The 22,288-nt window shown below is 72.2% G+C and carries 19 protein-coding genes; 8 read left to right on the forward strand and 11 right to left on the reverse strand.

Annotated elements, in window-relative coordinates:
• Nucleotides 1-3 precede the first annotated feature (3 nt).
• On the reverse strand, nucleotides 4-399 hold the full coding sequence (locus AWQ71_RS15735) for a VOC family protein (RefSeq protein WP_067133506.1): 396 nt from the start codon (nucleotides 397-399) through the stop codon (nucleotides 4-6).
• A gap of 128 nt (nucleotides 400-527) precedes the next feature.
• Here AWQ71_RS15735 and thyX point away from each other — a divergent pair, with 128 nt between their 5' ends.
• Complete coding sequence (thyX, locus tag AWQ71_RS15740; RefSeq protein WP_067133509.1) at nucleotides 528-1,310, forward strand: FAD-dependent thymidylate synthase; 783 nt, start codon at nucleotides 528-530, stop codon at nucleotides 1,308-1,310.
• 136 nt (nucleotides 1,311-1,446) lie between these two features.
• Here the strand turns inward: thyX and AWQ71_RS15745 are convergent, their stop codons facing one another.
• Nucleotides 1,447-1,995: an RICIN domain-containing protein gene (locus AWQ71_RS15745; protein WP_084258923.1), complete on the reverse strand. Its 549-nt coding sequence runs from the start codon at nucleotides 1,993-1,995 to the stop codon at nucleotides 1,447-1,449.
• A gap of 486 nt (nucleotides 1,996-2,481) precedes the next feature.
• Nucleotides 2,482-2,787, reverse strand: a complete 306-nt coding sequence (locus AWQ71_RS41645) for a hypothetical protein (RefSeq protein WP_157570370.1) — start codon at nucleotides 2,785-2,787, stop codon at nucleotides 2,482-2,484.
• A 22-nt stretch (nucleotides 2,788-2,809) separates the two neighbouring features.
• Between AWQ71_RS41645 and AWQ71_RS15750 the strand changes: the two genes are divergently transcribed.
• The gene (locus AWQ71_RS15750; RefSeq protein ID WP_157570371.1) at nucleotides 2,810-4,087 is read left to right on the forward strand and encodes a hypothetical protein; all 1,278 of its coding nucleotides are present in this window, start codon (nucleotides 2,810-2,812) and stop codon (nucleotides 4,085-4,087) included.
• Here the strand turns inward: AWQ71_RS15750 and AWQ71_RS15755 are convergent.
• The 7 genes from AWQ71_RS15755 to AWQ71_RS15785 all read right to left on the reverse strand — a co-directional run bounded on the left by AWQ71_RS15755 (nucleotide 4,084) and on the right by AWQ71_RS15785 (nucleotide 13,414).
• Nucleotides 4,084-4,824, reverse strand: coding sequence for a hypothetical protein (locus tag AWQ71_RS15755; protein WP_067133516.1), 741 nt, complete (start codon nucleotides 4,822-4,824; stop codon nucleotides 4,084-4,086). The two genes, AWQ71_RS15750 and AWQ71_RS15755, sit on opposite strands and share 4 nt — an antisense overlap.
• The gene (locus tag AWQ71_RS15760; protein ID WP_067133520.1) at nucleotides 4,824-5,807 is read right to left on the reverse strand and encodes a MinD/ParA family ATP-binding protein; all 984 of its coding nucleotides are present in this window, start codon (nucleotides 5,805-5,807) and stop codon (nucleotides 4,824-4,826) included. Before AWQ71_RS15760 ends, AWQ71_RS15755 begins: the two co-directional genes overlap by 1 nt.
• A 26-nt stretch (nucleotides 5,808-5,833) precedes the next feature.
• Complete coding sequence (locus tag AWQ71_RS15765; RefSeq protein WP_157570372.1) at nucleotides 5,834-8,383, reverse strand: hypothetical protein; 2,550 nt, start codon at nucleotides 8,381-8,383, stop codon at nucleotides 5,834-5,836.
• Between the two features lie 5 nt (nucleotides 8,384-8,388).
• Entirely contained in the window at nucleotides 8,389-10,377 is a 1,989-nt protein-coding gene (locus AWQ71_RS15770) for a hypothetical protein (protein ID WP_067133526.1), read from the reverse strand.
• Nucleotides 10,378-10,408: 31 nt separating this feature from the next.
• On the reverse strand, nucleotides 10,409-11,461 hold the full coding sequence (locus tag AWQ71_RS15775; RefSeq protein WP_067133529.1) for a DUF8094 domain-containing protein: 1,053 nt from the start codon (nucleotides 11,459-11,461) through the stop codon (nucleotides 10,409-10,411).
• A 567-nt stretch (nucleotides 11,462-12,028) separates the two neighbouring features.
• Complete coding sequence (locus tag AWQ71_RS15780) at nucleotides 12,029-12,337, reverse strand: ubiquitin family protein (RefSeq protein ID WP_084258924.1); 309 nt, start codon at nucleotides 12,335-12,337, stop codon at nucleotides 12,029-12,031.
• Nucleotides 12,338-13,414, reverse strand: a complete 1,077-nt coding sequence (locus AWQ71_RS15785; protein WP_067133531.1) for a WD40/YVTN/BNR-like repeat-containing protein — start codon at nucleotides 13,412-13,414, stop codon at nucleotides 12,338-12,340. It lies immediately after the preceding gene.
• Between the two features lie 557 nt (nucleotides 13,415-13,971).
• On the opposite strand from AWQ71_RS15785, the gene AWQ71_RS15790 reads away from it, so the two are divergent.
• Together AWQ71_RS15790 and AWQ71_RS15795 are read left to right on the forward strand one after the other, a co-directional pair.
• Entirely contained in the window at nucleotides 13,972-14,655 is a 684-nt protein-coding gene (locus AWQ71_RS15790; protein ID WP_067133534.1) for a gamma-glutamyl-gamma-aminobutyrate hydrolase family protein, read from the forward strand.
• A 259-nt stretch (nucleotides 14,656-14,914) separates the two neighbouring features.
• Nucleotides 14,915-15,835 (forward strand): alpha/beta hydrolase, encoded by a 921-nt coding sequence (locus AWQ71_RS15795; RefSeq protein WP_067133537.1) that lies wholly within the window; start codon nucleotides 14,915-14,917, stop codon nucleotides 15,833-15,835.
• A 124-nt stretch (nucleotides 15,836-15,959) separates the two neighbouring features.
• Here AWQ71_RS15795 and AWQ71_RS15800 read toward each other — a convergent pair whose 3' ends face one another.
• A complete protein-coding gene (locus tag AWQ71_RS15800; protein ID WP_067133862.1) occupies nucleotides 15,960-16,571 on the reverse strand; it encodes a class I SAM-dependent methyltransferase in 612 nt (203 codons plus the stop codon).
• Nucleotides 16,572-16,704: 133 nt separating this feature from the next.
• Here AWQ71_RS15800 and AWQ71_RS15805 point away from each other — a divergent pair, with 133 nt between their 5' ends.
• The 4 genes from AWQ71_RS15805 (at nucleotide 16,705) to AWQ71_RS15820 (ending at nucleotide 22,210) form a co-directional block, all read left to right on the forward strand.
• Nucleotides 16,705-18,297 carry an ATP-binding protein gene (locus AWQ71_RS15805; protein ID WP_084258925.1) on the forward strand — a complete coding sequence of 531 codons (1,593 nt, stop codon included), beginning with the start codon at nucleotides 16,705-16,707 and terminating at the stop codon, nucleotides 18,295-18,297.
• Nucleotides 18,298-18,370: 73 nt separating this feature from the next.
• Nucleotides 18,371-19,060, forward strand: coding sequence for a response regulator (locus tag AWQ71_RS15810; protein WP_067133540.1), 690 nt, complete (start codon nucleotides 18,371-18,373; stop codon nucleotides 19,058-19,060).
• A 74-nt stretch (nucleotides 19,061-19,134) separates the two neighbouring features.
• Nucleotides 19,135-19,701: a cardiolipin synthase ClsA gene (gene clsA / locus AWQ71_RS15815; protein WP_245658307.1), complete on the forward strand. Its 567-nt coding sequence runs from the start codon at nucleotides 19,135-19,137 to the stop codon at nucleotides 19,699-19,701.
• A 4-nt stretch (nucleotides 19,702-19,705) separates the two neighbouring features.
• Nucleotides 19,706-22,210, forward strand: coding sequence for a mannose-1-phosphate guanyltransferase (locus AWQ71_RS15820; protein ID WP_067133546.1), 2,505 nt, complete (start codon nucleotides 19,706-19,708; stop codon nucleotides 22,208-22,210).
• The last annotated feature ends 78 nt before the right edge of the window (nucleotides 22,211-22,288 follow it).

Below are 22,288 nucleotides of genomic sequence, written 5' to 3' on the forward strand. Positions count from 1 at the left end.
CGGTCACCTGACGTCCCGCCGCAGCGGATGATCGCGTGGGACCTCGACCAGCATGATCCGCACGCCGTCCGGGTCCTCGATCCACATCTCGACGAGCCCCCACGGCTCCGTACGTGGCGGCCGTAACACGGTGACGCCCGCATCCCGCAGCCGGACGTGCTCCGCGCGTACGTCCCGCACCTGGAACCAGAGCTCCACGGGGGCCCGGTCCGCCTCGGCGGAAGCGGAGCGGCGGCCGGACACTTCAAGGAGGCCCTGCCCGAGGAAGAAGACGACGCCCCGGGCCTCCGGCGGCCCGAACTCGCGATAGACGGCCAGCCCCAGCACCTCGCCGTAGAAGCGATGGCTCGCCTCGAGGTCGCGGGGGCGGATCAGCACCCGGCTGCTCAGCACTTCCATGCGACCCATCGTTCCCGTGGGCACCGCCTGCCACAGCTCCGGCCCTGTTGCGGGGTCCCCGGTTTCGTCCCAGGCCAGAAGGCTGGTTTGCTTGGACCGCCACATCCACCGATACCTGAGGATCAACCATGCGCAGCGTCGAACCGGAGGTCTTCCTCGTCGCCAGGCCCGAGCTGGACTACGACGAGCTCGCCCGTTACCTGCGGGAGATCGGAGGCGAGACCTGGCTGGATCGGCTGGAGCGGGGCGAGTTCGACGCGCAGAACCTCGCCGAGTTCGCCGGACGTCTGTGCTACCGGTCCTTCGAGCCGGGCCTCAACCCCAACGTCACCCGCATCAGGAAGGACCAGGACTCCTACCTGCGCAACATCCTCGCCAGCGCGCACGGCTCGGTCCTGGAGCACATCAGCTTCAGCTTCGTGCTGCACAACGTCAGCCGGGTGTTCACCCACGAGCTGGTACGGCACCGTCCCGGCGTCGCCATCTCGCAGGAGTCCCTCCGCTACGTCCGGCTGTCGGAGATCCCGTTCTGGTTCCCCGAGTGGGCCAAGGAGGACCCCGAGCTGATGAAGCGCGCCACGGCCCTGCTCGACCAGCTCGAAGAGTTCCAGACGTGGATGGGCGAGCACTTCCACCTGGACGACGAGGGGGTGCCCTTCCACGACAAGAAGCACCGCACCTCGTTCATGCGCCGGTTCGCGCCCGAGGGCGTCGCCACCGGCCTCGTCTGGACCGCCAACGTCCGCACCCTGCGCCACACGATCGAGGCGCGTACGGCCGCCGGGGCGGAGGAGGAGATCCGCCTCATCTTCGGCCGCATCGGCGAGATCATGAAGGAGGAGGCCCCCGCCCTGTTCGGCGACTACGTCGTCGAGGACGGCGCCTGGGTCCCCGGCTGGCGGAAGGTCTGACCCACTCCCGGAAGGACGCCCGGAAGGGCGGCACATCCCCACACGGCCGGCCGTGTGGGGATGTGGGGCCGTGAGGTCGCGCTCTGACTGTTGGCCCGGATCGCTCTTTTCCCGCGATCCGGGCCAACCGGCTATGTCAGCCTATGTTCTTGATCTGGCCGTTCTGGATGCTCCACCTCAGGTTGGAGGAGGGGTTGGTGCAGTCGCGCCAGAGATAGACGGGCGCCTTGATCTTCGAGTTGTCTCCGCCGCTGTCGAGGCAGTAGCCCGTGGCGACGTTCTTGATCTGGCCGTTCTGGATGCTCCACCTCAGGTTCGGGGAGGGGTTGGTGCAGTCGCGCCAGAGGTAGGCGGGCACCTTCATCTGGGAGGTGTCTCCGCCGCTGTCGAGACAGTAGCCCGTGGCGACGTTCTTGATCTGGCCGTTCTGGATGACCCACCTCAGGTTCGGGGAGGGGTTGGTGCAGTCGCCCCAGAGGTAGGCGGGCACCTTCATCTGGAAGCCGGCTCTGCTGCTGCTGTCCAGGCAGAAGCCGGTGGCCACCCGTCCCGCGTGTGCGGCGGCCTGCCCGGTCGAGGTTGCGGCCAGGGCGGTGCCACCGGCGGCCGTCAGCGCGAAAGCGGTCAGCGCTGCGAGAGTGGCAGCCCTGGAGCGTCGGACGGTCGTGGGTACGGCTAGTCGCATGAAGTCTCCGATCTTCGGTTGCCGGTGAGACGGTATGTCTACGCCGCCTCGGTTAATTACTTACAGCACATAAATGAATGCGGAGAGTAATGACACGGACCGTATTCGTAGTGTGATGACTTCGTGATGCCAACGAGCGCCGCGATCGCGCCAAATGCGTCCATAGCTCGCATCGGCTCTGAGATATGCGAACAACTGATGAAACCCGGCAACTCGGAGATCTGGCTGGACTACCAGGCACAACGTCGGTTACGGGGGCCGAACACATGGTGCGGCGTCGTCCGCGCCCGCCGCCGTGGAGAGCTGATCAGGGCCGCCGCCTGCGGGTCACGGAGCGTGATGCGGTCGTGGGCGGACAGCCGCGCGGGGCGGGTCCCGCCGAAACCTTGGACATGGGATCGGCGGGACCGGCTACTTCCGGTGCCGGGTTGCGGAGCGAGCTCCTCTACCCGGCTCCTCTGCGCGCTTCTCGGCGCCGTGTCGCCGCTACCGCTGCGGCCGGGCGCAGGCGGCGGACGGGCTGAAGATCCAGCACCCCGATCTGGCCGGCGTCGGCACCCAGGAGACCGGCGCGACCCGGGCGGGGGCGATCCGGGTGGGCGGCGGCGCGAAGGCCCAACGCGGCGCCGCCGACGGCGTCACCCCCACGAGCCCGGCTGACGGCTGGTCACTCGTACGGCCGCGCCACGGGGCGAGGCTCCAGCACGACGCGTCCGTCACGGAACGGCAGGACTCGGCGAACGAGATGGCCAGCGGCGGCAGCGGCACCAGGCGCGGGTGCGACTCGGGCACGTGCGTCTCGATGACCGGCAGGGTGAGCGTATCTCCGGTGGTGTCCCCCGTCCTGCCTTCGAGGTCGCCCGCGGGGTCGGGGGACGCGGTCGGCTCATCCTTCGCCGGGTTCGCCGTGGCGGCCGGAATCGGCAGCGTGGGCCGGGGCGCGCCGGAGGGGGTGACCGTCGGCTTCGGCCCGCCGCCTGAGCCGCCCGGCTTGTCGGCGCTCGGCGAGGGCGTCGGGCTCGGGACGGTGCTCTTCGACGGGCTCGGGCTCGGACTTGTGGTCGGACTTGTGGTCGGGCTCGGCTGCGGTGAGGAACCGGGCGATCCGCTCGCCGCGGGGGAGGGCGTCGCCGCGGGTGTCTCGCTGGGGGCGGGGGTCGTGCCCGTCGTGGGGGTCACGGCCGGGGTGGGCTTCCCGCCGTCTTCTCCGGTCGGCGTGACGGTGGGAGTGGAGGCGGGAGTGGAGGTGGGCTCGACGGTGGGCGTGGCCGCCGGGGTCGCCGGGTCCGTCTCACGGGTGGAGCCGCCCGACGCCTTCGGCGTGGATTGGGCCACCGTGGTGCGGGTGTCCTGGTCGGTGCTCTTCAACGCGCGGGAGGTGCGTCCCGTCGCGGCCCCGCCGGAGCTCCCCGTCGAGGAGGTGCCGCTGCCCGCGGAGCCTGATTCTCCGGACGTGCCCGTGCTCCTCGTCGAGTCTGTGCTCGAGGTGGACGATCTTGAGCCCGTGCCGGACGTACCCGACCTCGTGCCGGACGTCCCTGAGCTCGTGCCGGTTGAGGCGGTGTCGCTCGCGGCCGAACGGACGCTGTCGGAGGAAGCGCCGCCGGAGGAACCGGTGTCGGTGGCCGAGACATCGGTCGTGGTGTCGGAGCCGGACGCGCGGGTGCGCCGCACGGAGCCGTCGGCCGTCGAGGCGGAGTCTCCCGAGGCCGATGCGGGGTCTCCCGGTGCGACCGTGCCGGGCGCACGGGAGTCCGAACCGCCGGACGCGCTCGATCCGGACCCGCCCGACCCGGTGGCGGCCGAGTCGCTGACGGAGGAGTTCCGCGTGCCGGAGCGCGTACTCGACGAGTCCGACGCGCCCGGGTCGGCGGCGGCGGAACCGCCGGAAGAGCCGCCGGAAGAGCCGCCGGAGGCGTCGGGGGGCGCGTCGACGGGCACAGAGACGTCCACGGTGGGATCGGCACCCGCCGCGAAGGGTTGCGCGACGATCGCGCCCGTCGTCGCGGACACGCTGACCAGGAGGAGATTCGAGAGCAAACCGGCACGCCGGGAGGAGTTACGAGGGGACATGGGGGATTCCTCGTTCTAGGCGGTTTTAAGGGGTTTCCAGCCGGCGGCGGCGAACTCGGGGGTACCCGGGAGGGCCGCCTGCGGCACGGTGGGAGGCGTGGGATCGGGGATGTTGACCCAATCGCCCTGGTTCTCGCCGCGCACGCCGGGATACCAGACCATGAGCAGGGTCATCGCGTACGGACTGGAGTACGTCGGGCCGTTGTCATCGCCGCCGGTCGTGGCCGTGACCTGCACGAGCACGGACACCTCGACCTGCTCCTGGGCGCGCGGCCGCCACTGCACCCCGATCGTCTGCGTGCGGAGCGAGGCGCCCTCGGGCAGCTTGCCCTCCTTGGGCAGGCCGAGCGTCTCGCGCCATCCGCTGACGGCGGCACGGGCGCCGTCGCTCGCGGCCTTGCGCTGCTCCGGAGGCGCGTACAGCATCGCGGCCTGCTCGGCCTGCGCGCCGTCCAGCGTCCAGGCCGCCTCCAGGGCCGCCGCCGCGGCGGAGACCGCGCCCAGCTCCGTGTGGGGGAACCCGATGGGATAGCCGCCGTTCCCCTCGTACGCCATGGGTTGCGCCAGCGCGACCGACGACGGCGCCGGGCTCGGCGTGGGGGTGGTGGACGCCGCCCCCACGACCCGCCACATCCCGACGATGAGGACGATCGCCACCACGACGACGACCGCTACGACGACGACCAGGGCGGTGCGGATCCGGCGCGGCGGCCGGAGGTCCCAGTCGAGGGCGGGATCCTCGACGACCGGCGGCACTAGTGTCCCGTCCGATCCGGCCGCAGGCCGAAAGAGTGCCCCACGGCGGCCGCGAGCCGCAGGTAGGCGCCGCGGGTGGTGGGCCGCAGCCGCAGCAGGTCCACCTCCGCGCCCTCCTTGAGATGCGGGTCGTACGGCACGCGGATCACGGTCCGGCAGCGCGCCCGGAAGTGGCGCTCAAGCAGGTCGAGGTCGACGTCGGACTTGCTCTCCACCGAATTGAGCACGACGATCGCGCTCTTGACCAGGTCCGCGTACCCGTGGGCGGTGAGCCAGTCGAGGGTCGCGGCGGCGGAGTTCGCCCCGTCCACCGCCGGCAGGCTGACCAGCACGATCTGGTCGGCCAGTTCGAGGGTGGCGCGCATCGCCCCGTGGAGCAGCCCCGTCCCGCAGTCGGTGATGCAGATCGAGTAGTAGCGCTCGATCAGCCCGGCCACCTTCCGGTAGTCGTCCGCGTTGAACGCCTCGCTCACCGCCGGATCGGTGTCGGAGGCCAGCACCTCAAGCCGGGCCGGGGACTGCGACGTGAACGCCCGCGCGTCCGCGTACCGCATGATGTGGTCCGCCTCGGCGAGCAGCGTCCGGATGGTCGCGGCCGTCTCGGACTTGACCTTGAGGCCGAGCGTCCCCCGGTCCGGGTTCGCGTCGATGGCGATCACCCGGTCCCCGCGCAGCGAGGCCAGCGTGTTGCCGAGCGCGGCCGTCGTCGTGGTCTTGCCGACACCGCCCTTGAGGCTCATGACGGCGATGCGGTGGTGGCCGCTCGCCACGGGCGTCTGCGCCTGCGCGATCAGCGTGCGCCGCTCACGCTCCGCCGCGGACTCCGACGGGATGTACCTGCGGCCGGAGAGACGCCACACGATCCGCCGCCACCCGCCGGACGGCTCGGGACGGCGGTTGGTGAGCAGATGTTCCGCCGTGAGCGGGACCGTCTCGGGAACGTGCTCGGCCGGGGCGTCGGCCGAGGTATGGATCTCTGTCAAGGCACGGTCCTTTCGAACGTGAACAGTCAGCAGGTGCGCCAGCGCACCGTCGTGGTGATCGACTCGGACGGGCCGTGGACGGTGAGCGGCGCGGTCACCGCCTCCGGATCGCCGCACCAGTAACGGACCCGCAGCGCGCGCACGCTGACGACGCCGCTTCCGCCGCGCTTCAGGGTGCCCTTGGCGGGCGTCACCACCAGCCCGGGGGCCGAGATCCGCCAGCTGATCGATCCCTCGGCGCCCTCCGAGACGGTGAGCGTCATCGTGCCCCGGCCGAACTCGTCGAGCGTCACGGTCGCCGGTATCCGCAGCGGCCCGTTGCCCAGGCTCTTGTCGTCCTCGGGGCCGGGGTCGTCGAAGATCCCCTGGGCGCTCGGATCGCTCCGCGCCGTCTCGACCGCGACGGACTGGAGGGAGCGCGCGGGCGCCTCGCCGTCGAGCGCCGGGCCGAGGATCTTGATCCCTGTCACGGTGCCGGCGGCCCCGGCGAGGACGATGACCGCGATCTTCAGTGACGTGTTCCTGGCGATCGGCCGTTCCCGGGACAGCACCGGAACCGGCCGGGTCGGCTCGTCCGAGAGCGGCCGGCGCCGCGCGCCGCCCGGCCTCCGGTCCCTCGTCCGGCCGGGCCGCTCGTCCTCCGGCTCGGTCAGTACGGCCGGCAGCGGACCGGTGAGTTCGGCCGGCAGGGCGGAGGGCAGCGGCGCGGACAGGGGCAGCGCGGACGACCCGGCCGCCGGGACGGAAGACGGCACGGAGGACGGCGCGGACGCCGGTGTGGGTGACGGTGGGGACGCGGGTGACGTTGTGGGCCGCGATTTGGGCGGCGGCGTGGCGGGTCGCGCGGGCTTCGGAGGCGTCCCCGCCGGGCCGGTCGGCGGCGTGCCGGGGGTGGCCGGGGGCGCCGCCGGAGTGATGGGGATCGGCTGGGTCGCGGCCGTCGTCTCCGCCGCTCGCGCCAGGACCTCGCGGGCCCACGCCTGCGTCCGCAGCGCGTTGTACAGGGGTGTGTCGTACCCGGGTCCGTCCGATTCCGCCGCGGCGGGCTCCGGCGCGGACGGCAGCGGCAGGGGGGAGTCGCCGGAACCGTCCGCGTTCACCTCCGCATCGGCGTCGCCGGTGCCGGTCTCGGCTGTGCCCGCTGCCGCGCCCGCCGTGCCGTCCGTGGCCTGGCCGGGTTCGTCGGCGGAAACCTCGGCCGCGTCCCGATAGGGGTGGCGGCGGCTCGGAGCGGTACGGCGGCCCGCGTGCGGGGCACCGCCTCCGGGAGGGCGGTCGCCGTGATCCGTGATGTCGCCGCCGTGCGGTTGGTCCCCGGCGGCGTGGTGATCGTCTCGTTCCGAAGCGGACGCTCGGGGCGCCGCGTGGGTGTCACCGCCGTCGGCCACGCCGCCGGTCATGTCGTCGATCACCCAGACGATGACCTCGGTCGCCGAGCCGTCCGGAAGGTCGCGCGTGTCGGCGGGCCGGTCCGGAGCGGGGTGGTCGGGCGTGGCGGGATCCGCGGCCGCGTCCCCGGTGCGGGCGGCGGCGTCCTCGCCGGGAGCGGGCGCGTCCGCCGGACCGGTGGCCGACTTCTCGTGCCGCCCGCCGAGCACGATCGGAGGCAGAGGAGCGCCGAGATCGCCCGGAGCCGCGTGCAACGACCAGGGAGCATCGTCGCCCGACGGAGGCGCGTAGGGCGGCGGGAACGTGTCGCTCGTCCCCGCTCCCGGAAAGACGGAGGGACGGCGCGGCCGGGGAACCTGGACCTCGTGCCCGCCGGGCTCTCCGGACCCCGAGCCCGAACCCGAGCCGAACCGCTCCAGCCCGGACGAAGCCCAGGAGTCAACGGCGGAAGCCGACTTATGGCTAGAAAAACCCCAGGGGGGAGCAGAGTCGGAAGGGGGAGAGGACGGGGCCCCCTCCAGGAGCCTCCTCGACTCGTCCGTAAGACGCTGGAGCGCCGGATGCGAGGTCATCTGCGGGACGGTGTAGCGGATGTTGATCGGCCGCTTGCACACCGCGCAGCCGACGATGTGCGCGGTCAGCGCCAGGCGCCCGTCGGCGAACTCCTCCGGCGCCGGCGCGGCCGGCGGATCGGGAAACAGCACGTCCAGCAGCGGAGCGAGCTCGCGGCAGGCCGGCCGGCCGTGGCTGAGCGCGTCCATCGCGCTCACCATGATCTCGACCAGGTCCTGGGTGCGCGTGGTGAGCCGCCCGGCGTCCTCCACGGACAGATCCAGCACGTGCGCGACGTCCGGGAGCGCCAGCTCGTGCCGGTACATCAGCCGGAGCGCCTCGGTGCCCAGCGGATCGGCGAGCGTCCAGGCGCGCTCGACGGACCGGGGGTCGGGAACCCCCGGCCCCAGCGCCGGCTCCGGCGTGTACCCCGCCCGATGTCCGGGGTCGGCGTGGCAGCGCTGCCGTACCGACCCGAGCAGCCAGGCGGCGGGGGAGACGCCGTCGGGCGGCTCCCCCTGCGCCCGGCACGCGGCCAGGACGGCGGCGACCACCTCCGGCGCCCTGGCCGGTCCGACCAGGCCCGCGGCGTAGTCCAGCAGGTGCGCGCCGTGGTCGTCGACCCATCGGGGCATGGTCATCAGCCGGTGTACCCGGAGGCGTCCGGCTCGACCTGGCCCGGCGCCCCGGCGGACGTGGGCTGGGCCGAGGGGTTCGTGACCACGAGTTCCAGGTTGCGTTCCGGCAGGCCGGTGAACTTGGTCCAGTTGCTCACCTCACCGGGGGTCGGGTCGGCGTACAGCCAGCGGACGAACGCCGGAAGCGCGCACGAGTCGCGGGGGATGCCGCGCCGGGACAGCTCGCTCCTGGAGTAGTCGTGGCAGGGCGGCGTGCCCGGGGGCGCGATGTTGAGGTCCCAGACGCCGTTCTCGTCCGTGTAGCTCATGCCCTCGTCCAGGCCGAGGGCCTGGGACGCCCGCTGCAGCAGCTCCGGGTCCTGGAGGACGGGGAGAGCGTCCTCCATGCCGGGCGCGTACGCGTTCCCGCCGACGGCACCCGCACTGTCTCCTGCGCTCGCGCCGTCTCCGGAACCGGCACCCGAGCTGTCTCCGGCACCTGCGCCGGCGCCCGCGTCGGTCCCGGTGACCGTTCCGTCCGCCGCACCGCCGTCCGGTCGGCCCGCGGTGCCGGAGACGCCCTCCGTCCCGCTGCCCTCGACGGATCTTCCCGCGGATCCGCCCCGTTCAGAGCGGTACCGACTGCGCTCTCCGTCCCCGTGGCCGCTCCTGTGGCGGGTCCCGTGTCCGGTGCCGTCACCTGTGCCTCCGGTGCCGGTGCCGGTGCCGGTGCCGGTGCCGGTCGTGATGTCCGAGCCGGCGCCCGTGCCGCCGGTCGCGTCACCGGTGCCGCTCGCGCCGGTGGTGCCCGTGCCGGTGGTGCCCGTGCCGCCGGTGGCCGCCCCACCCGCCGCACCCGTCCCTGCTCCGGCGCCGGTACCCGTTCCTGTCCCGGCCCCGGCCCCGGTTCCCGTACCAGCGCCCGTTCCTGTCCCGGCTCCGGTTCCTGTCCCGGCACCCGCCCCGGTCCCCGTTCCCGTACCGCCGGCACCGGCGGCGGGCGGGGTCGGCGGGGCCGTGTTCTGCTGGGGCGCGAGCTCCAGCCCGGCCGGGCTCACGATCATGCGGTCGCCGTTCGGCCGCAGCATGAGCCAGTTGCCGTCCGGCAGCACCTTGACGTCGGTGGCCCACGGGCCCGGCATGACCCGGATCAGCTTGTTGTCCGGCCCGAAGATCGCCCGGCTGCCGTCGCTCCGCTCCATCAGCTTGGCGCCGTCCTGAGTCGTGCCGATGACCTTTCCCCACTGGACGGCGGCCGGAGAGGGGATGGCCGACGGCGAGGCGGCGGCCACGGCGCCCTTGGCGGGCGAGGGCGTCACGGCGGGGGTGGCCGACGTCGTCACGCCCGGCGTCGCCGTCACGGTGACGAAGCTCTGTACCGGGGCCGGGCTCGCCGTCGCGCCGATCGTCTCGGTGGTCGCCGGGGGGACGGTGGCCGCCGGCGCCTTGGTCGGCTCCGGCGCCTTGATGGGCGCGACCACTACGGGGGGCTTCCCGGCCGCCTTGGCGGTGGGCTGGGGCGTCGCTCCGGTGCCGCCCGCTCCAGTCTTGGGAGTGCTCTTCGTGTCCTTCGGTGTGCTCTGCGGTTCGCTCGTGGGGGTGCTCTTCGGCTCCGGTTCCCCCGTCGTCTTTGGATTGGCCGGTTGACGCAGTGCGGCGAACTGGCTCGCCGCGAGCACCGGCAGCGAGGCGCAGCCCTGCGCCGCCGCGTCCACGGCGTGGCCGTCCGTCGTCGTGCCGAGGCAGACTCGCTGCTTTCCGGAGCCGGCCGTGATCGTGCTGCCCGCGTCGGTCCCGGTGAGCGAGGTGGCCAGCCCGGCGCCGGTGGCCGCCAGGGTGGTCCAGGCGTCCACCCCGTTGTCCAGCTGGTAGGTGCCCGCGGTCAGCCGGGCCGCGCTCAGGTCGGTGGGGTGGGAGTTCGTGGCGATGACGGTGCCCACAGCGGTACCGGCCCCGAACACGCCGATCGCGACGCTCGCGGTGATCACCGTCGCGCGTGAGGGTGTCGACATGGATCCACCTCTTCCTCTATTGGTGGTGACGTCAGGCGCCGTCGGTCTCCAACACTTCGCTCCACTCGCCGAGCACCCGAACGGGATCGGTCGATCCGGCGGGCGGCACGTAGGCGGCGTACATCCGTCCGTACGTCGCGCTCACCCAGCGGCCGAATGCCTTGTGCGAGGTGCGCACAGCGGCCGCTCCCTTCAGGGAGACCTTCGCGCCCAGGCGCCGGGCGGTCCGGGTCTCGGCCGAGCGGGCCGCGTACCAGATGAGCGCGCCGCCGTCGGCGGTCTGCAACGAGTGGATGGCGCCCTCCGGTTCGTACGACAGGGTGAGCCCCCAGCCGGCCTGCACGAGTTGCTCGCGCTCCCGCTGCCAGAACAGCGCGGCCTCACTGGTCCACGCTCCCTGGGCGAAGCGCTGGTCGGGCTGGGCCTTCTCGAGGCTGGCCAGGTGCGCGCGGACGATCTGGCGCGGGGTCCCGACCAGGCCGCTCGCGTTCTCCGGCAGGCTGACGGCGTAGCCCGCGGAGTCGGTGGCGACGGCGGGCAGCTCCGCCGCGTTGACCCGGGCGTCGACGGCCGCGGCGACGAGTCGCCACCCGCTGCCGGTCGTGGTCATCAGGCTGCTGATGCGGGCCACCTCAGGCTCGTACGACACCGCGACGAACCAGTCGGCCAGGCCGTCGATGTGGCGGGGCACCCACACCCGCGTGTTCGGCCACATGCCCGACGCGACCTTGGTGCCCTCCATCCGCGCGGTCGAGATGCTGGCCTTGGTCATCTCCATCGCGAGGCCCTGCTCCTGCTTCCCGATCGCGGCCTCGTCCATGCCGGCCTGCGCGGACGATATCCCGTGCTGGTAGCGGTCGAAGATCTCACCCGCCTTCTTGACGGTGAGCTGCGGAGACGCGGACTTCGCGGCGGCCTTGGCCGTCGAACGCTTGGAGCCGGACGGGGAGGGTGTCGGCGGCGCGGACGACGCCGCGCCGTCCCAGCCCGCGGCGGCGTGCTGGGGAGGGGACGACGGCGGCGTGCTTCCCTCGCGGGTCACGAGGACGGCGATTCCGAGCCCGGCGAGGGTCGCCACGGCCACGCCGATCGGAACGATCTTTCGCCAACGGGAATCTGAAAGAGTCTCGGGTTCCCACTCCATTGGGGGGCCGATGGCCTCCCACTCGTCATCGGCATGCACATCATTGCGGCGTGGCTGCCTGTCTGGGAAATCTGATGCATACCGAGACACAGCCCAAGATATTAGACTGACACTGATTCGTTGGGAAGGTAAATGAAGGCGGCAAATACCCTACGGGAATAAGTAACCGAAAAGTCGGACTCCGGTAGGTCCGAAACCCGAGAACCCTGCTCTACGAGCACCGGCGGTTCTCTAGAGATTAACTCCACGTTCGGCCGGTTTTGTCGCTACAGATGTGTCCGTATTTTGAGATAGTACGCCCTGTTATGTCAGGCTCGTGACCGAGCCGACGTGCGCGATCTCTAGGCGGTACGCGCCCCCCGGGCCGGCCGCGTACCCGCGCTGAATCCCGGGCCTGATCGACGTCAAGAGGGAAACGCGCCCTGTTTTGGAGGGGGGCGGGCGACTCCGGCTAATCGCGATACATTTCCGATGCAATTGCAAATGCCCGCGCATGTGCCGCGATTATCAAACCAGCGCCGGGAGGACGTGCACCTGAGCGCCCGAGGGGAGGGCGCACTCCAGGCCGCCGAGGCCGTCCGCGTTCGCGCCGCACACGTACAGCGTGATGTGCCTCTTGAGGTGCCCGTCCTCGTCGCGCAGCCGCTCCTCCAGCGACGGGTGCGCCCGGCGGAGCGTGTCGAGCGCCCCGCCGAGCGTCGGGAAGCCGTGGTCGGAGGCGGCCACGGCGAACACCCGTACCTCGACCTGGCCGTTCACCCAGCGCCGCAGAGGCGGCGGCAGGACGAACGTCACCAGGGTGACCCGCTTCGCCACTCAGAGCACCGCGACGCGGACGGTCAGCACGTCCGGCAGGTGCTTGGCGATCAGCGTCCAGGACTCGCCGTGGTCGCGCGAGCCGTACACCTCGCCGTCACGGGTGCCGAAGAAGACGCCCGCCTCGCCGGCGCACATCGCGTCGCGCAGCACGGCGGAGTGGACCGGCTCGTCGGGGAGGCCGTGCGTGAACCCCTTCCAGGTGGCTCCCGCGTCCTCGCTGCGGAACACCTGGTAGCGGTGGTCCAGGGGAGTGCGGTCCATGTCCGCCCGCAGCGGGAACGCGTACACGGTGTCCGGCCGCGTCGGGTCGACGACGATCGGGAAGCCGAAGTCCGACGGCAGATCGCCGCCGATGTCCCGCCAGGACCCGCCGAAGTCGTCCGACCGGTAGACGCCGAAATGGTGCTGCAGGAACAGCCGGTCGGGACGCTCCGGATGGGCGGCGACCTTGTGCACGCACTGCCCGAACTCGGGGTACTGCGCGCCCTCCGGGAAGAACGGCGCCCGGATGTTCTTGTTGGCCGGCTCCCAGGAGGCCCCGCCGTCGAAGCTGCGGAAGAACCCGACGGCTGAGGCGGCGATCGCGATCCGCTCCGGATCGACCGGATGCGGGATGATCGTGTGCAGGCAGAGGCCGCCGCCCCCGGCCTGCCACGTCGGCCGGGACGGATGGTTCCACAAGCCCTCGACCAGCGAGAAGGTGGCGCCGCGGTCCTCCGAGCGGAACAGCGCGGCGGGCTCGGCCCCGGCCCAGACCACGCCGGGCTCGGTCGGTGACGGTTGAAGCTGCCAGACCTTCGCCAGCGTCGCGCCCGTGTGCTCCGGGAACGCGACCGGTGGCCGGTCGGCCTCCCCCCACGTCTCGCCCAGGTCGTCGGACCACATCACCGACGGCCCGAAGTGGCCGTATTCGATCCCGGCGAGCAGCCGGGGAGCGGGGCCGCGTGTGTCGATCGCGACGGACGGGACGCCGACCGTGGTGAAGCGGACCGGTTCCACTTCGAACGGTCCGCCGTTCCTCGAACGGGCGAGGAACAGTCCCTTGCGGGTCCCTACTGCGAGCAGCGCGTCCAATGGATGTCTCCTTTGCGCGAAGTGGCGTGACGGCCCGGCCTGCCCGGCGCCCGCCTGCGGACTGACATGAACGCAGCGACGCGAAATCAGCCGTTAAGCGCAACCTCGTGTCACTTAAGTGCCTTTGTGTGCTTTATGTCCCTTATGGCGCAGTTGGTGCATTACGTGCGCGTACCGACGTGCCGTACCGTCCGCTCGCGGGGCGGCCCCCGTTTCACGGCTCGGCGAGACGGCCCGGCGAGACGGCTCGCGTGTGCGGCCCTGCGCGTGCGGGCGGCGGTCCCGCGCCCGTCCGGACCGCCTCTCGCGAGGCCGGCCCTTCCGGAACGCGTTCGTCCGGCTCCGCGCCGTGCACGGCTATCGCCATCGTGCCAGGCGCCACCGACAGATTCGGGCCATCGCGAGATCCGGGCGTCGCGGGTGTCTCTCCGAGCCCTGATATCCGCAAGATCCACTCTGAACTGGGGTAACGCCGTCGATGCGCGAGATATGCGACAAAAGCGAAATCAGGTACGCCATTATGGGCGTGCAAGAATGCGAGATCCGTTGGAGAGACCATGCGCCGTCCACTCATTGGCATCACCGCCTACCTCGAGGCCGCCCGGTGGGGGGCCTGGGTGCGTGAGGCGGTGCTGTCCCCGCACGCGTACGCGCGAGCGGTGGAGAAGGCGGCCGGGGCCCCCGTCGTGCTGCCGCCGATGAGCCCGTACGCGGCGGCGGACTACGTGCGCGGCCTCGACGGCCTCATCCTCGCGGGCGGCGCGCCGGTCGACCCCGCGCTGTACGGCGAGGCCCGCGACCCGCGGGCCGAGGAGCCGCAGGCGCACCGGGACCGCTTCGAGATGGCGCTGGCCGAGGCCGCGATCAAGGGCAACCTGCCGTTCCTCGCGGTGTCCCGGGGGATGCACCTGGTCAACGTCGTCCAGGGCGGGACGCTCATCCCCTGGCTGCCCGAATCCGTGGCGCACGACCGCCACGCGACGCCGCGGCACGCCGTCAGCGTGAGCGTCTCCAGCGCGCTGGGCAAGGCCATCGGCGACCACGCCGAGGTGACCGGGCCGCATCAGCAGGCGCTCAGGCGGCTCGGGACCGGCCTGCTCGCCGTGGCGTGGGGCGAGGACCAGATCGTCGAGGGGATCGAGCTCCAGGGCCACAGGTTCGGTGTCGGCGTCCAGTGGCACCCCGAGCGCGACGCGGACAACCGGCTCATCGAGGCGCTGGTCGACGCCTCCCGCCCCTGACCCGATCTTCCGGGACGGCCCCGCCCGTCCTCCGGAGCGCGACAGGAAGCGGGCGAACCCGGAACCGCGACGTCGGCGAGGCAGGCACCTTACGGGACCGGACGAGGAGACGGCGTCCGCCTTCGGGATGAGCCCGGCGCGGGCCCACAGGAGGAGTCCCACCGCGGAAGGGACCGGCCGCAACCCCGTAGGCGGAGCCGGCGGTCAGGGAACGGCACGCGGACACGGCCGGCCGCAGAGGCACTGTTACTGTGCGGCCATGGCGTTGCACCCTCAGGCCGCTGCCTATCTGAAGCTCTTTCCCGCCGACCTCAACGTCGATCTGGCCGCCCTGACGCTGCCGGAGATCGTCCGGATGCGTGGCGTCGACGGCATGGCCGAGCAGCGCGGCCGGCCCGCCGACCTGCCTGACGTCCGCGACCACGAGGTGGACGGGGTGCGGGTGCGCGTCTACCGGCCGGAGCCGGGCGACCGCCCCCTCCCCGTGGTGGTCTACTTCCACGGCGGAGGCTGGGTTTTCGGCAGCGTGAACCGCAACGACGCGCTCGGCCGCGACCTGGCGCGGCGCTGCGGCGCCGTCGTCGCGTCGGTGGACTACCGGCTGGCGCCGGAGCATCCCTTCCCGGTGGCGGCCGACGACGCCTTCACGGTCGTGCAGGACGTCTTCGCCCGTCCCGAGTTCTACACCGGCGACGCGGGCCGGGTGGCGGTGATCGGCGACAGCGCGGGAGGCAACCTCGCGGCGGTCGCCGCTTGGCGGGCGCGCGACGCCGGACTCACCCTGTCCCACCAGGTGCTGCTCTACCCGATCACCGACGTGGCGATGGACACGCCCAGCTACCGGGCGTGCGCTTGCGGATTCGGGCTGGACGCGGTCGAGATGGCCTGGTTCGTCGAGCAGTACGCCCGGGACGCCGACCCGCTCGACCCGCGGCTCGCGCCGCTGCGGCTGGCCGACAAATCGGGGCTGGCCCCGGCCACCGTGATCACCGCGGAGTACGATCCGCTGTGCGACGAGGGCGCCGCCTACGCCCGGGAGTTGTCCGCCGCGGGTGTGTCCGTCGAGTACCGCTGCTATCCCGGGATGCTGCACGGTTTCTTCGGGGTCCCCGGCTTCTTCGACGACGCCGAGGACGCGCGCGACTACGTGGCCGCCCGGCTCAAGGAGGCGTTCGCCTGACTCCGGCTGCCGGGGGGAGCCCAACCGGTCGGCCGTACGGCTCACCGAGGGGCGGCTGCCGGGGGGACACGGGGCGCGAGACCGCCCCGCCGGGCTGCGGCGCGGAAAGCACAGGACGCCGTGGTCACCCCTGACCTTGGGCCTGGGACACTCGCGGCCGCCGGGCGTGGAAGACGAACGCGGGCGGCAGATTGCGCCACACCGTTCGCCCGGGGACGACCTCCTCGAACGTCCGGGCCAGGCTGCGCCGGAACCGAACCGCCGGGCCGAGCATCCGGGCGTGCACGTACGAGAAGGTGGTGAACGCGCCGTGCGGGCCGAGCGAGTCCACGACGGCCCGCAGCAGTACGGCCTGCTTCGACGGTGAGAAGGCGGCCCAGGGCAGCCCGCTCACGATCACGTCGGCCTCCGCCAGGCCGCGGTCGGCGAGGAGGCTCGGCAGCCGGGCGGCGTCCTCCACCAGCACCTCCAGGCCGGGGTGCCTGGCCCGCAGATGGTCCGCCAGACGCGGGTTGATCTCTAACGCGATGTGCCGGCCGCGGCCGCCCAGCCGCCGCTGGATCTCGGCCGTGAAGGGGCCGGTGCCCGGTCCGAGCTCGACCACCACGGGGTCTCCGCGTTCGGGGACCGGGACCGCCACCGCGGACGAGAGCCGCCGCGAGCTGGGCGCTATCGCGCCGACCATGGTCGGGGACCTGAAGAACTCGCCCAGGAAGAGCGTTGATTCGTTCGCCATGTCCATCGACACTAGGGCGGCGGGGGCGACTTGATCATCCACCGACGAGCCCATTCGAGCGGCCACTTGGAGGAGGGCGGCCGTCCTCCCTGAGGATGACGGCCCGCGGGCGCCGCCTCGATACGGTTCACCCATGCGATGGCGCGGCGGCTACCTCCTGGACCTCTCCCTCGCCGTCTCCGGAGTCGTGCTCAACGTGCTCGTGGCCACCTCCTCCTTGGGTGGCCCGTCCGCGCCGCCGTGGGTGGTGGTGCTTCTCGCGCTGCTCGGCGGGCTCCCGCTGGCGTTGCTGCGCAGGTGGCCGGGCGCCGCGGCGCTCTGCCTCATCGTCCTGCTCGCCGTCTACGACCAGATCGAGGCCTCGACCGTCGACGCCGTGCAGATCCTGCTCCCGGTCGCCGTGGGCGTGCTGGCCCGGCTGCGCGAGTGGCGGTGGACGGTTCCCGTGGCCGTCCTGGCCGCTTTCGCCACCGGGCTGAACCTCGCCGACCCCGGCCTCGCCTTCACCCGCGGCGCGTGGTTCTACACCGTCGGCATCGTCGCCGTCCCCGTGCTCATCGGCCGCTACCTGCGCGGTACGGCGCTGCGCCGTCCCGACGAGGACCACGCCCCGCTGCTCGACCTGCTGATGGCGGGCGGCGGCCTCGCCCTCGCCGTCCTGGGGAGCTGGCCGAACTGGTCCAGCGGCGCGCTCCCCGCCTGGGCGGTCGGCCTCATGGTGGTGCTGTCGGGCCTGGCCCTCGGCGTGGTCCGCCGCCTCCCCGGAGCGGTGCTGCTGCTGGAGAGCGTCCTGGTGATCGTCTCCGACCAGTACGTCGGAGAGGTCGGCACCACCCTGCAGATCCTGCTGTTCGTCGCCCTCGGCGTGTTCGCGACCCGGGCGAGATGGGCGTGGGTGCTCGCCGGATACCTGCTCACCTGCGCGGCGTCCGTGATCACGGTCGTCGACGACAGTACGGAGATCACGGTTTGGCGGGCGATCGCCCTCATCGCGATGGTGGCCGCGCCGGTCGCCATCGGCCGCTACATCCGGGGCCGGCAGGCCGCCGCGCGCCAGGCCGCCGAGCTCGCCGCCGCGCGGAACCGGGCCGGCCGGCTGGCCGAACGGGAGCGGATCGCCCGGGACGTCCACGACATCGTGGCCCACCACGTCGGCGCGATGGTGCTCCGCGCCAGCGCCGCGCTGTACGCGGGGGCGGACGGCCCGGCGGAGGAGGCGCTCACCGACATCCGCGCCACCGGGCACCGCGTGCTCGAGGACCTGCGCGGCCTGCTCGACGTGCTCAGGGACCCCGGCAAGGACGACATCCCCTCCGCCGACCCCGAGGACGTCGTACGGGACGCGGTGGCGCGGATGACGGCGGCCGGGCTGCGGGTCGAGCTCGACATCGCGCCCGAGGCGGAGGGGGCGCCGCTCGTCGTCCGCGCCTCCGCCGCGCGGATCGTCCAGGAGGGGCTGACGAACGTGCTCAAGCACGCGGGACCGGGCACGGAGGCCCGCGTCAAGGTAGGGATCAGGGGACACGAGCTGGCGGTGGAGATCAGGAACGGCCCCGGCGCCGCCGCCTCCCGGGAGCTGCCGTCGACCGGGCAGGGCATCAACGGCATGCGGGAGCGGGCCGGCGCGCTCGGCGGGCGCCTGACGGCGGGCCCGGCCGAGGACGGCGGCTGGCGGCTGGCCGCCGCGCTCCCCGTGCGTACGGGAACGGCGAGGAGCCGCGAGTGACCACGCGCGCGACGGTGGAGGATACGGCCGTGACGGGAGAGCCGACCATGACGAGGGTGGGGAGGGGACGCCGGTGATCCGGGCTCTGGTGGCCGACGATCAGGCCCTGGTACGCGCCGGGGTCCGGATGATGCTGGAGGCCGCGGGAGACACGGAGATCTGCGGCGAGGCCGCGGACGGGGCGCAGGCCGTGCATCTGGCCGAGCGGCTCCTGCCGGACGTGATCCTCATGGACCTGCGGATGCCGCGCGTGGACGGCCTGGAGGCGACCCGGCGGATCCTCGCCGCCCGGCCGTCGGCCCGGATCGTCGTGCTCACCACGTTCGCCGAGGACGACAACGTCTACGGCGCGCTGAGAGCCGGGGCGCTCGGCTTCCTCGTGAAGGACGACACCCCCGAGCGGATCGTCGACGCCGTACGGCGCGCCGCGCAGGGGGAGCCGCTGCTGGCCCCGTCCGTGCTGCGCCGGGTGGTGGAGCGCGCGCTCGCCGCCGAGCGGGAGGCGGTGTCCCTCCCGCGCGGGCTGACCGAACGCGAGGTGCAGGTCCTCACCCTCGTGGGCATGGGCCTGTCCAACGCCGAGATCGGCGAGCGGCTGCGGGTGGGGGTGACGACGGTCAAGAGCCACGTCGCCGCCGTTATGGAGAAGCTGGAGCTGCGCAACCGCACCCAGGCCGCCGTGGTGGCGCACCGGCTCGGACTGGTGGACGCCGGTTTCCGCCCCGTACCGCCCTCGCCGGCCGGCCCCGGAAAGGACGCCTGAGAGAACGGCCGAGCCGCCGAACGCGGCGCGCACCGCCCGCCGGGCGGCATCCGGACGCGATGTAAGGTCTGACCGTGGAGTCTGCCGAGGATCGGATCTTTACCCTGCCCAACCTGCTGAGCTTCCTGAGGTTGCTCGGCGTTCCCGTGTTCCTGTGGCTCGTGCTGGGGCCACAGGCGGACGCCTGGGCCATCCTCCTGCTCATCGCGGCGGGGATCAGCGACTGGCTCGACGGGAAGCTCGCCCGGGCGTGGAACCAGACGAGCAAGCTCGGCCGGCTGATCGATCCTCTCGCGGACCGGCTCTACATCCTCGCCACCCTCGCCGGGCTGGTCCTGCGCGAGGTGATCCCGTGGTGGCTGGCGGCCCTGGTCATCGGACGAGACGTTTTCCTGCTCTTCACCGTGCCCATCCTGCGCCGCCACGGCTACGGCCCGGCCCTGCCCGTACATTTCCTCGGTAAGGCCGCGACCGCCTGCCTCATGTACGCATTCCCCCTGCTGTTCCTCGCGTCCCATGAGGGGTGGTACGCGGAGATCACGGGCATCTTCGGCTGGGCGTTCGCCCTCTGGGGGACTGGTCTGTACTGGTGGGCCGGGGTGTTGTATGTGGTACAGGTCCGCCAGCTGACAAGGGGGTGAGCCCGTGAAGGCCGTCGTCATGGCGGGCGGGGAGGGAACGCGGCTCCGGCCGATGACCGCCAATCAACCCAAACCCCTGCTCCCCATCATCAACCGGCCCATCATGGAGCACGTACTCCGGCTGCTGAAGAAACACGGCTTCATCGACACCGTGGTGACCGTGCAGTTCCTGGCCGCGCTCATCCGCAACTACTTCGGCGACGGCGACGAGCTCGGCATGCGCCTCCACTACGCCACCGAGGAGATCCCGCTCGGCACCGCGGGCAGCGTGAAGAACGCCGCCGACCGGCTCCGCGACGAGCGCTTCCTCGTCATCTCCGGCGACGCCCTGACCGACATCGACCTGACCGACATGCTCAGGTTCCACGAGGAGAACGGCGCACTCGTCACCATCGGCCTCAAGCGGGTGCCGAACCCCCTGGAGTTCGGCATCATCATCGTGGACGAGCACGGCCGGATCCAGCGGTTCCTGGAGAAGCCCACCTGGGGCCAGGTGTTCTCCGACACGGTCAACACCGGCATCTACATCATGGAGCCCGAGGTCCTCGACGAGGTCCAGGCCGGGCGGTCGGTCGACTGGTCCTCCGACGTCTTCCCCCGGCTGCTCGAACGCGGCCTCCCGCTCTTCGGGTACGTGGCCGAGGGCTACTGGGAGGACGTCGGCACGCACGAGAGCTACCTCAAGGCCCAGGCCGACGTCCTCGAGGGCAAGGTCAGGGTCGACTTCGACGCCTTCGAGCTCGCGCCGGGCGTCTGGACGGCCGAGGGCGCCTCGGTCGATCCCGACGCGGTGCTCAAGGGTCCTCTCTACATCGGCGACTACGCCAAGGTGGAGGCCGGCGCGGAGCTGCGGGAGTACACCGTGCTCGGCAGCAACGCGGTGGTCAAAGAGGGGGCGTTCCTCCACCGGGCGGTCGTCCACGACAACGTCTACGTCGGCCCGGCCGCCCACCTGCGCGGATGCGTGATCGGCAAGAACACCGACGTGATGACCGGCGCGAGGATCGAGGAGAACGCGGTCGTCGGCGACGAGTGCGTGATCGAGTCCGAGGCGTACGTCTCCTCCGGGGTGAAGATCTACCCGTTCAAGACCGTCGAGGCCGGCGCCGTCGTCAACACCAGCGTGATCTGGGAGTCGCGCGGCCAGCGCAGCCTGTTCGGCCCGCGCGGCGTCTCCGGCCTGGTCAACGTCGAGATCACCCCCGAGCTGTGCGTACGGCTTGCCAGCGCGTACGCCACGATGGTCAGCAAGGGCGACACCGTCGTCACCTCACGCGACGCCTCCCGCGCGGCCCGCGCCTTCAAGCGGGCGGTCATCGGCGCGCTGAACTCGAGCGCCATCAACGTGGTCGACCTCGAGGCGTGCGCGCTGCCCGTCGCCCGCTTCCACACCTCCCGGGAGAGCGTCAAGGGCGGCATCGCGCTGCGCACGAGCGCGGGCGACCCGCAGAGCGTCGACATCGTCTTCATGGACGACACCGGCGCCGACCTCTCGCAGGGCGCCCAGCGCAAGCTGGAGCGCATCTTCTCCCGGCAGGAGTACCGCCGGGCCTTCCCCGGCGAGATCGCCGAGCTGACCTTCCCGGCCCGCGCGGTGGACACCTACACCCGCGAGCTGCTGCGCTGCGTCGACGTGAACGGCGTCAAGGACGCCGAGATGAAGGTGGTCGTGGACTGCGCCGGGGGCACGTCGTCCCTGGTCCTGCCCAGTCTGCTGGGCCGGGTCGGGGTGGACGTCCTCACCGTGAACAACCGCCTCGACGACGCCTCGCCGACCGAGACCTTCGCCGAGCGGCGCCGCGACCTGCAGCGCCTGGCCGAGCTGGTCGCCTCCTCGCGGGCCGCCTTCGGCGTACGGTTCGACCCGGTGGGAGAGCGGATCTCCCTGGTCGACGAGATGGGCCAGCTCATCAACGAGGAGCGGGCGCTGCTCGTGGTTCTCGACCTGGTGGCGGCCGAGCGCAGGGGCGGCCGGGTCGCCCTGCCGGTCACGACTACCAGGGTGGCGGAGATGGTCTGCCGGTTCCACGGGGTGCAGGTGGAGTGGACGCCCACCAGCCTGGACGCGCTGACCACGGCGGCGACGCACACCGACATGATCTTCGCGGGCGATGGGCGCGGCGGGTTCATCGTCCCCGAGTTCGGCCCGACCCTGGACGGGCTGGCGGTGTTCCTGAAGCTGCTCGGGCTGGTCGCGCGCACCCGCCTGTCGCTCAGCCAGATCGACGCCCGCATTCCGGAGGCGAAACTGCTGCGGCGGACCATCCCCACGCCGTGGGCGCACAAGGGCACGGTCATGCGGTCGGTGGTGGAGGCCGCCGAGGGGCTGCACGTCGACACCACCGACGGCGTGCGGGTCGTGGGCGAGGACGGGAGCTGGGCCCTGGTCCTGCCCGACCCCTCGCAGGCGGTCACCCACCTGTGGGCCGAGGGCGGCGACGTGGACACCGCGCAGGCCCTACTGGAACGATGGGCCCGCGTCGTGGAACACGCGGCCGGAGCACAGTAACAATCTCCCCGATCATGCACAAATCTTGGGAGCGGTGACGTTCGGGAACACGGGAAACGGTGTGGCGGGATGGACCTT

Source organism: Microtetraspora malaysiensis (assembly GCF_001528665.1).
In the GTDB taxonomy this organism is placed as follows: domain Bacteria; phylum Actinomycetota; class Actinomycetes; order Streptosporangiales; family Streptosporangiaceae; genus Microtetraspora_A; species Microtetraspora_A malaysiensis.

What these genes read in the sequence shown, in the direction of transcription:
- AWQ71_RS15800 (WP_067133862.1), bottom strand. Translation starts at nt 16,571, where the DNA reads ATGGCGAACGAATCAACGCTCTTCCTGGGCGAGTTCTTCAGGTCCCCG.
- AWQ71_RS15805 (WP_084258925.1), top strand. Translation starts at nt 16,705, where the DNA reads ATGCGATGGCGCGGCGGCTACCTCCTGGACCTCTCCCTCGCCGTCTCC.
- thyX (WP_067133509.1), top strand. Translation starts at nt 528, where the DNA reads ATGCGCAGCGTCGAACCGGAGGTCTTCCTCGTCGCCAGGCCCGAGCTG.
- AWQ71_RS15735 (WP_067133506.1), bottom strand. Translation starts at nt 399, where the DNA reads ATGGAAGTGCTGAGCAGCCGGGTGCTGATCCGCCCCCGCGACCTCGAG.
- AWQ71_RS15795 (WP_067133537.1), top strand. Translation starts at nt 14,915, where the DNA reads ATGGCGTTGCACCCTCAGGCCGCTGCCTATCTGAAGCTCTTTCCCGCC.
- AWQ71_RS15745 (WP_084258923.1), bottom strand. Translation starts at nt 1,995, where the DNA reads ATGCGACTAGCCGTACCCACGACCGTCCGACGCTCCAGGGCTGCCACT.
- AWQ71_RS15790 (WP_067133534.1), top strand. Translation starts at nt 13,972, where the DNA reads ATGCGCCGTCCACTCATTGGCATCACCGCCTACCTCGAGGCCGCCCGG.
- AWQ71_RS15765 (WP_157570372.1), bottom strand. Translation starts at nt 8,383, where the DNA reads ATGCCCCGATGGGTCGACGACCACGGCGCGCACCTGCTGGACTACGCC.
- AWQ71_RS15770 (WP_067133526.1), bottom strand. Translation starts at nt 10,377, where the DNA reads ATGTCGACACCCTCACGCGCGACGGTGATCACCGCGAGCGTCGCGATC.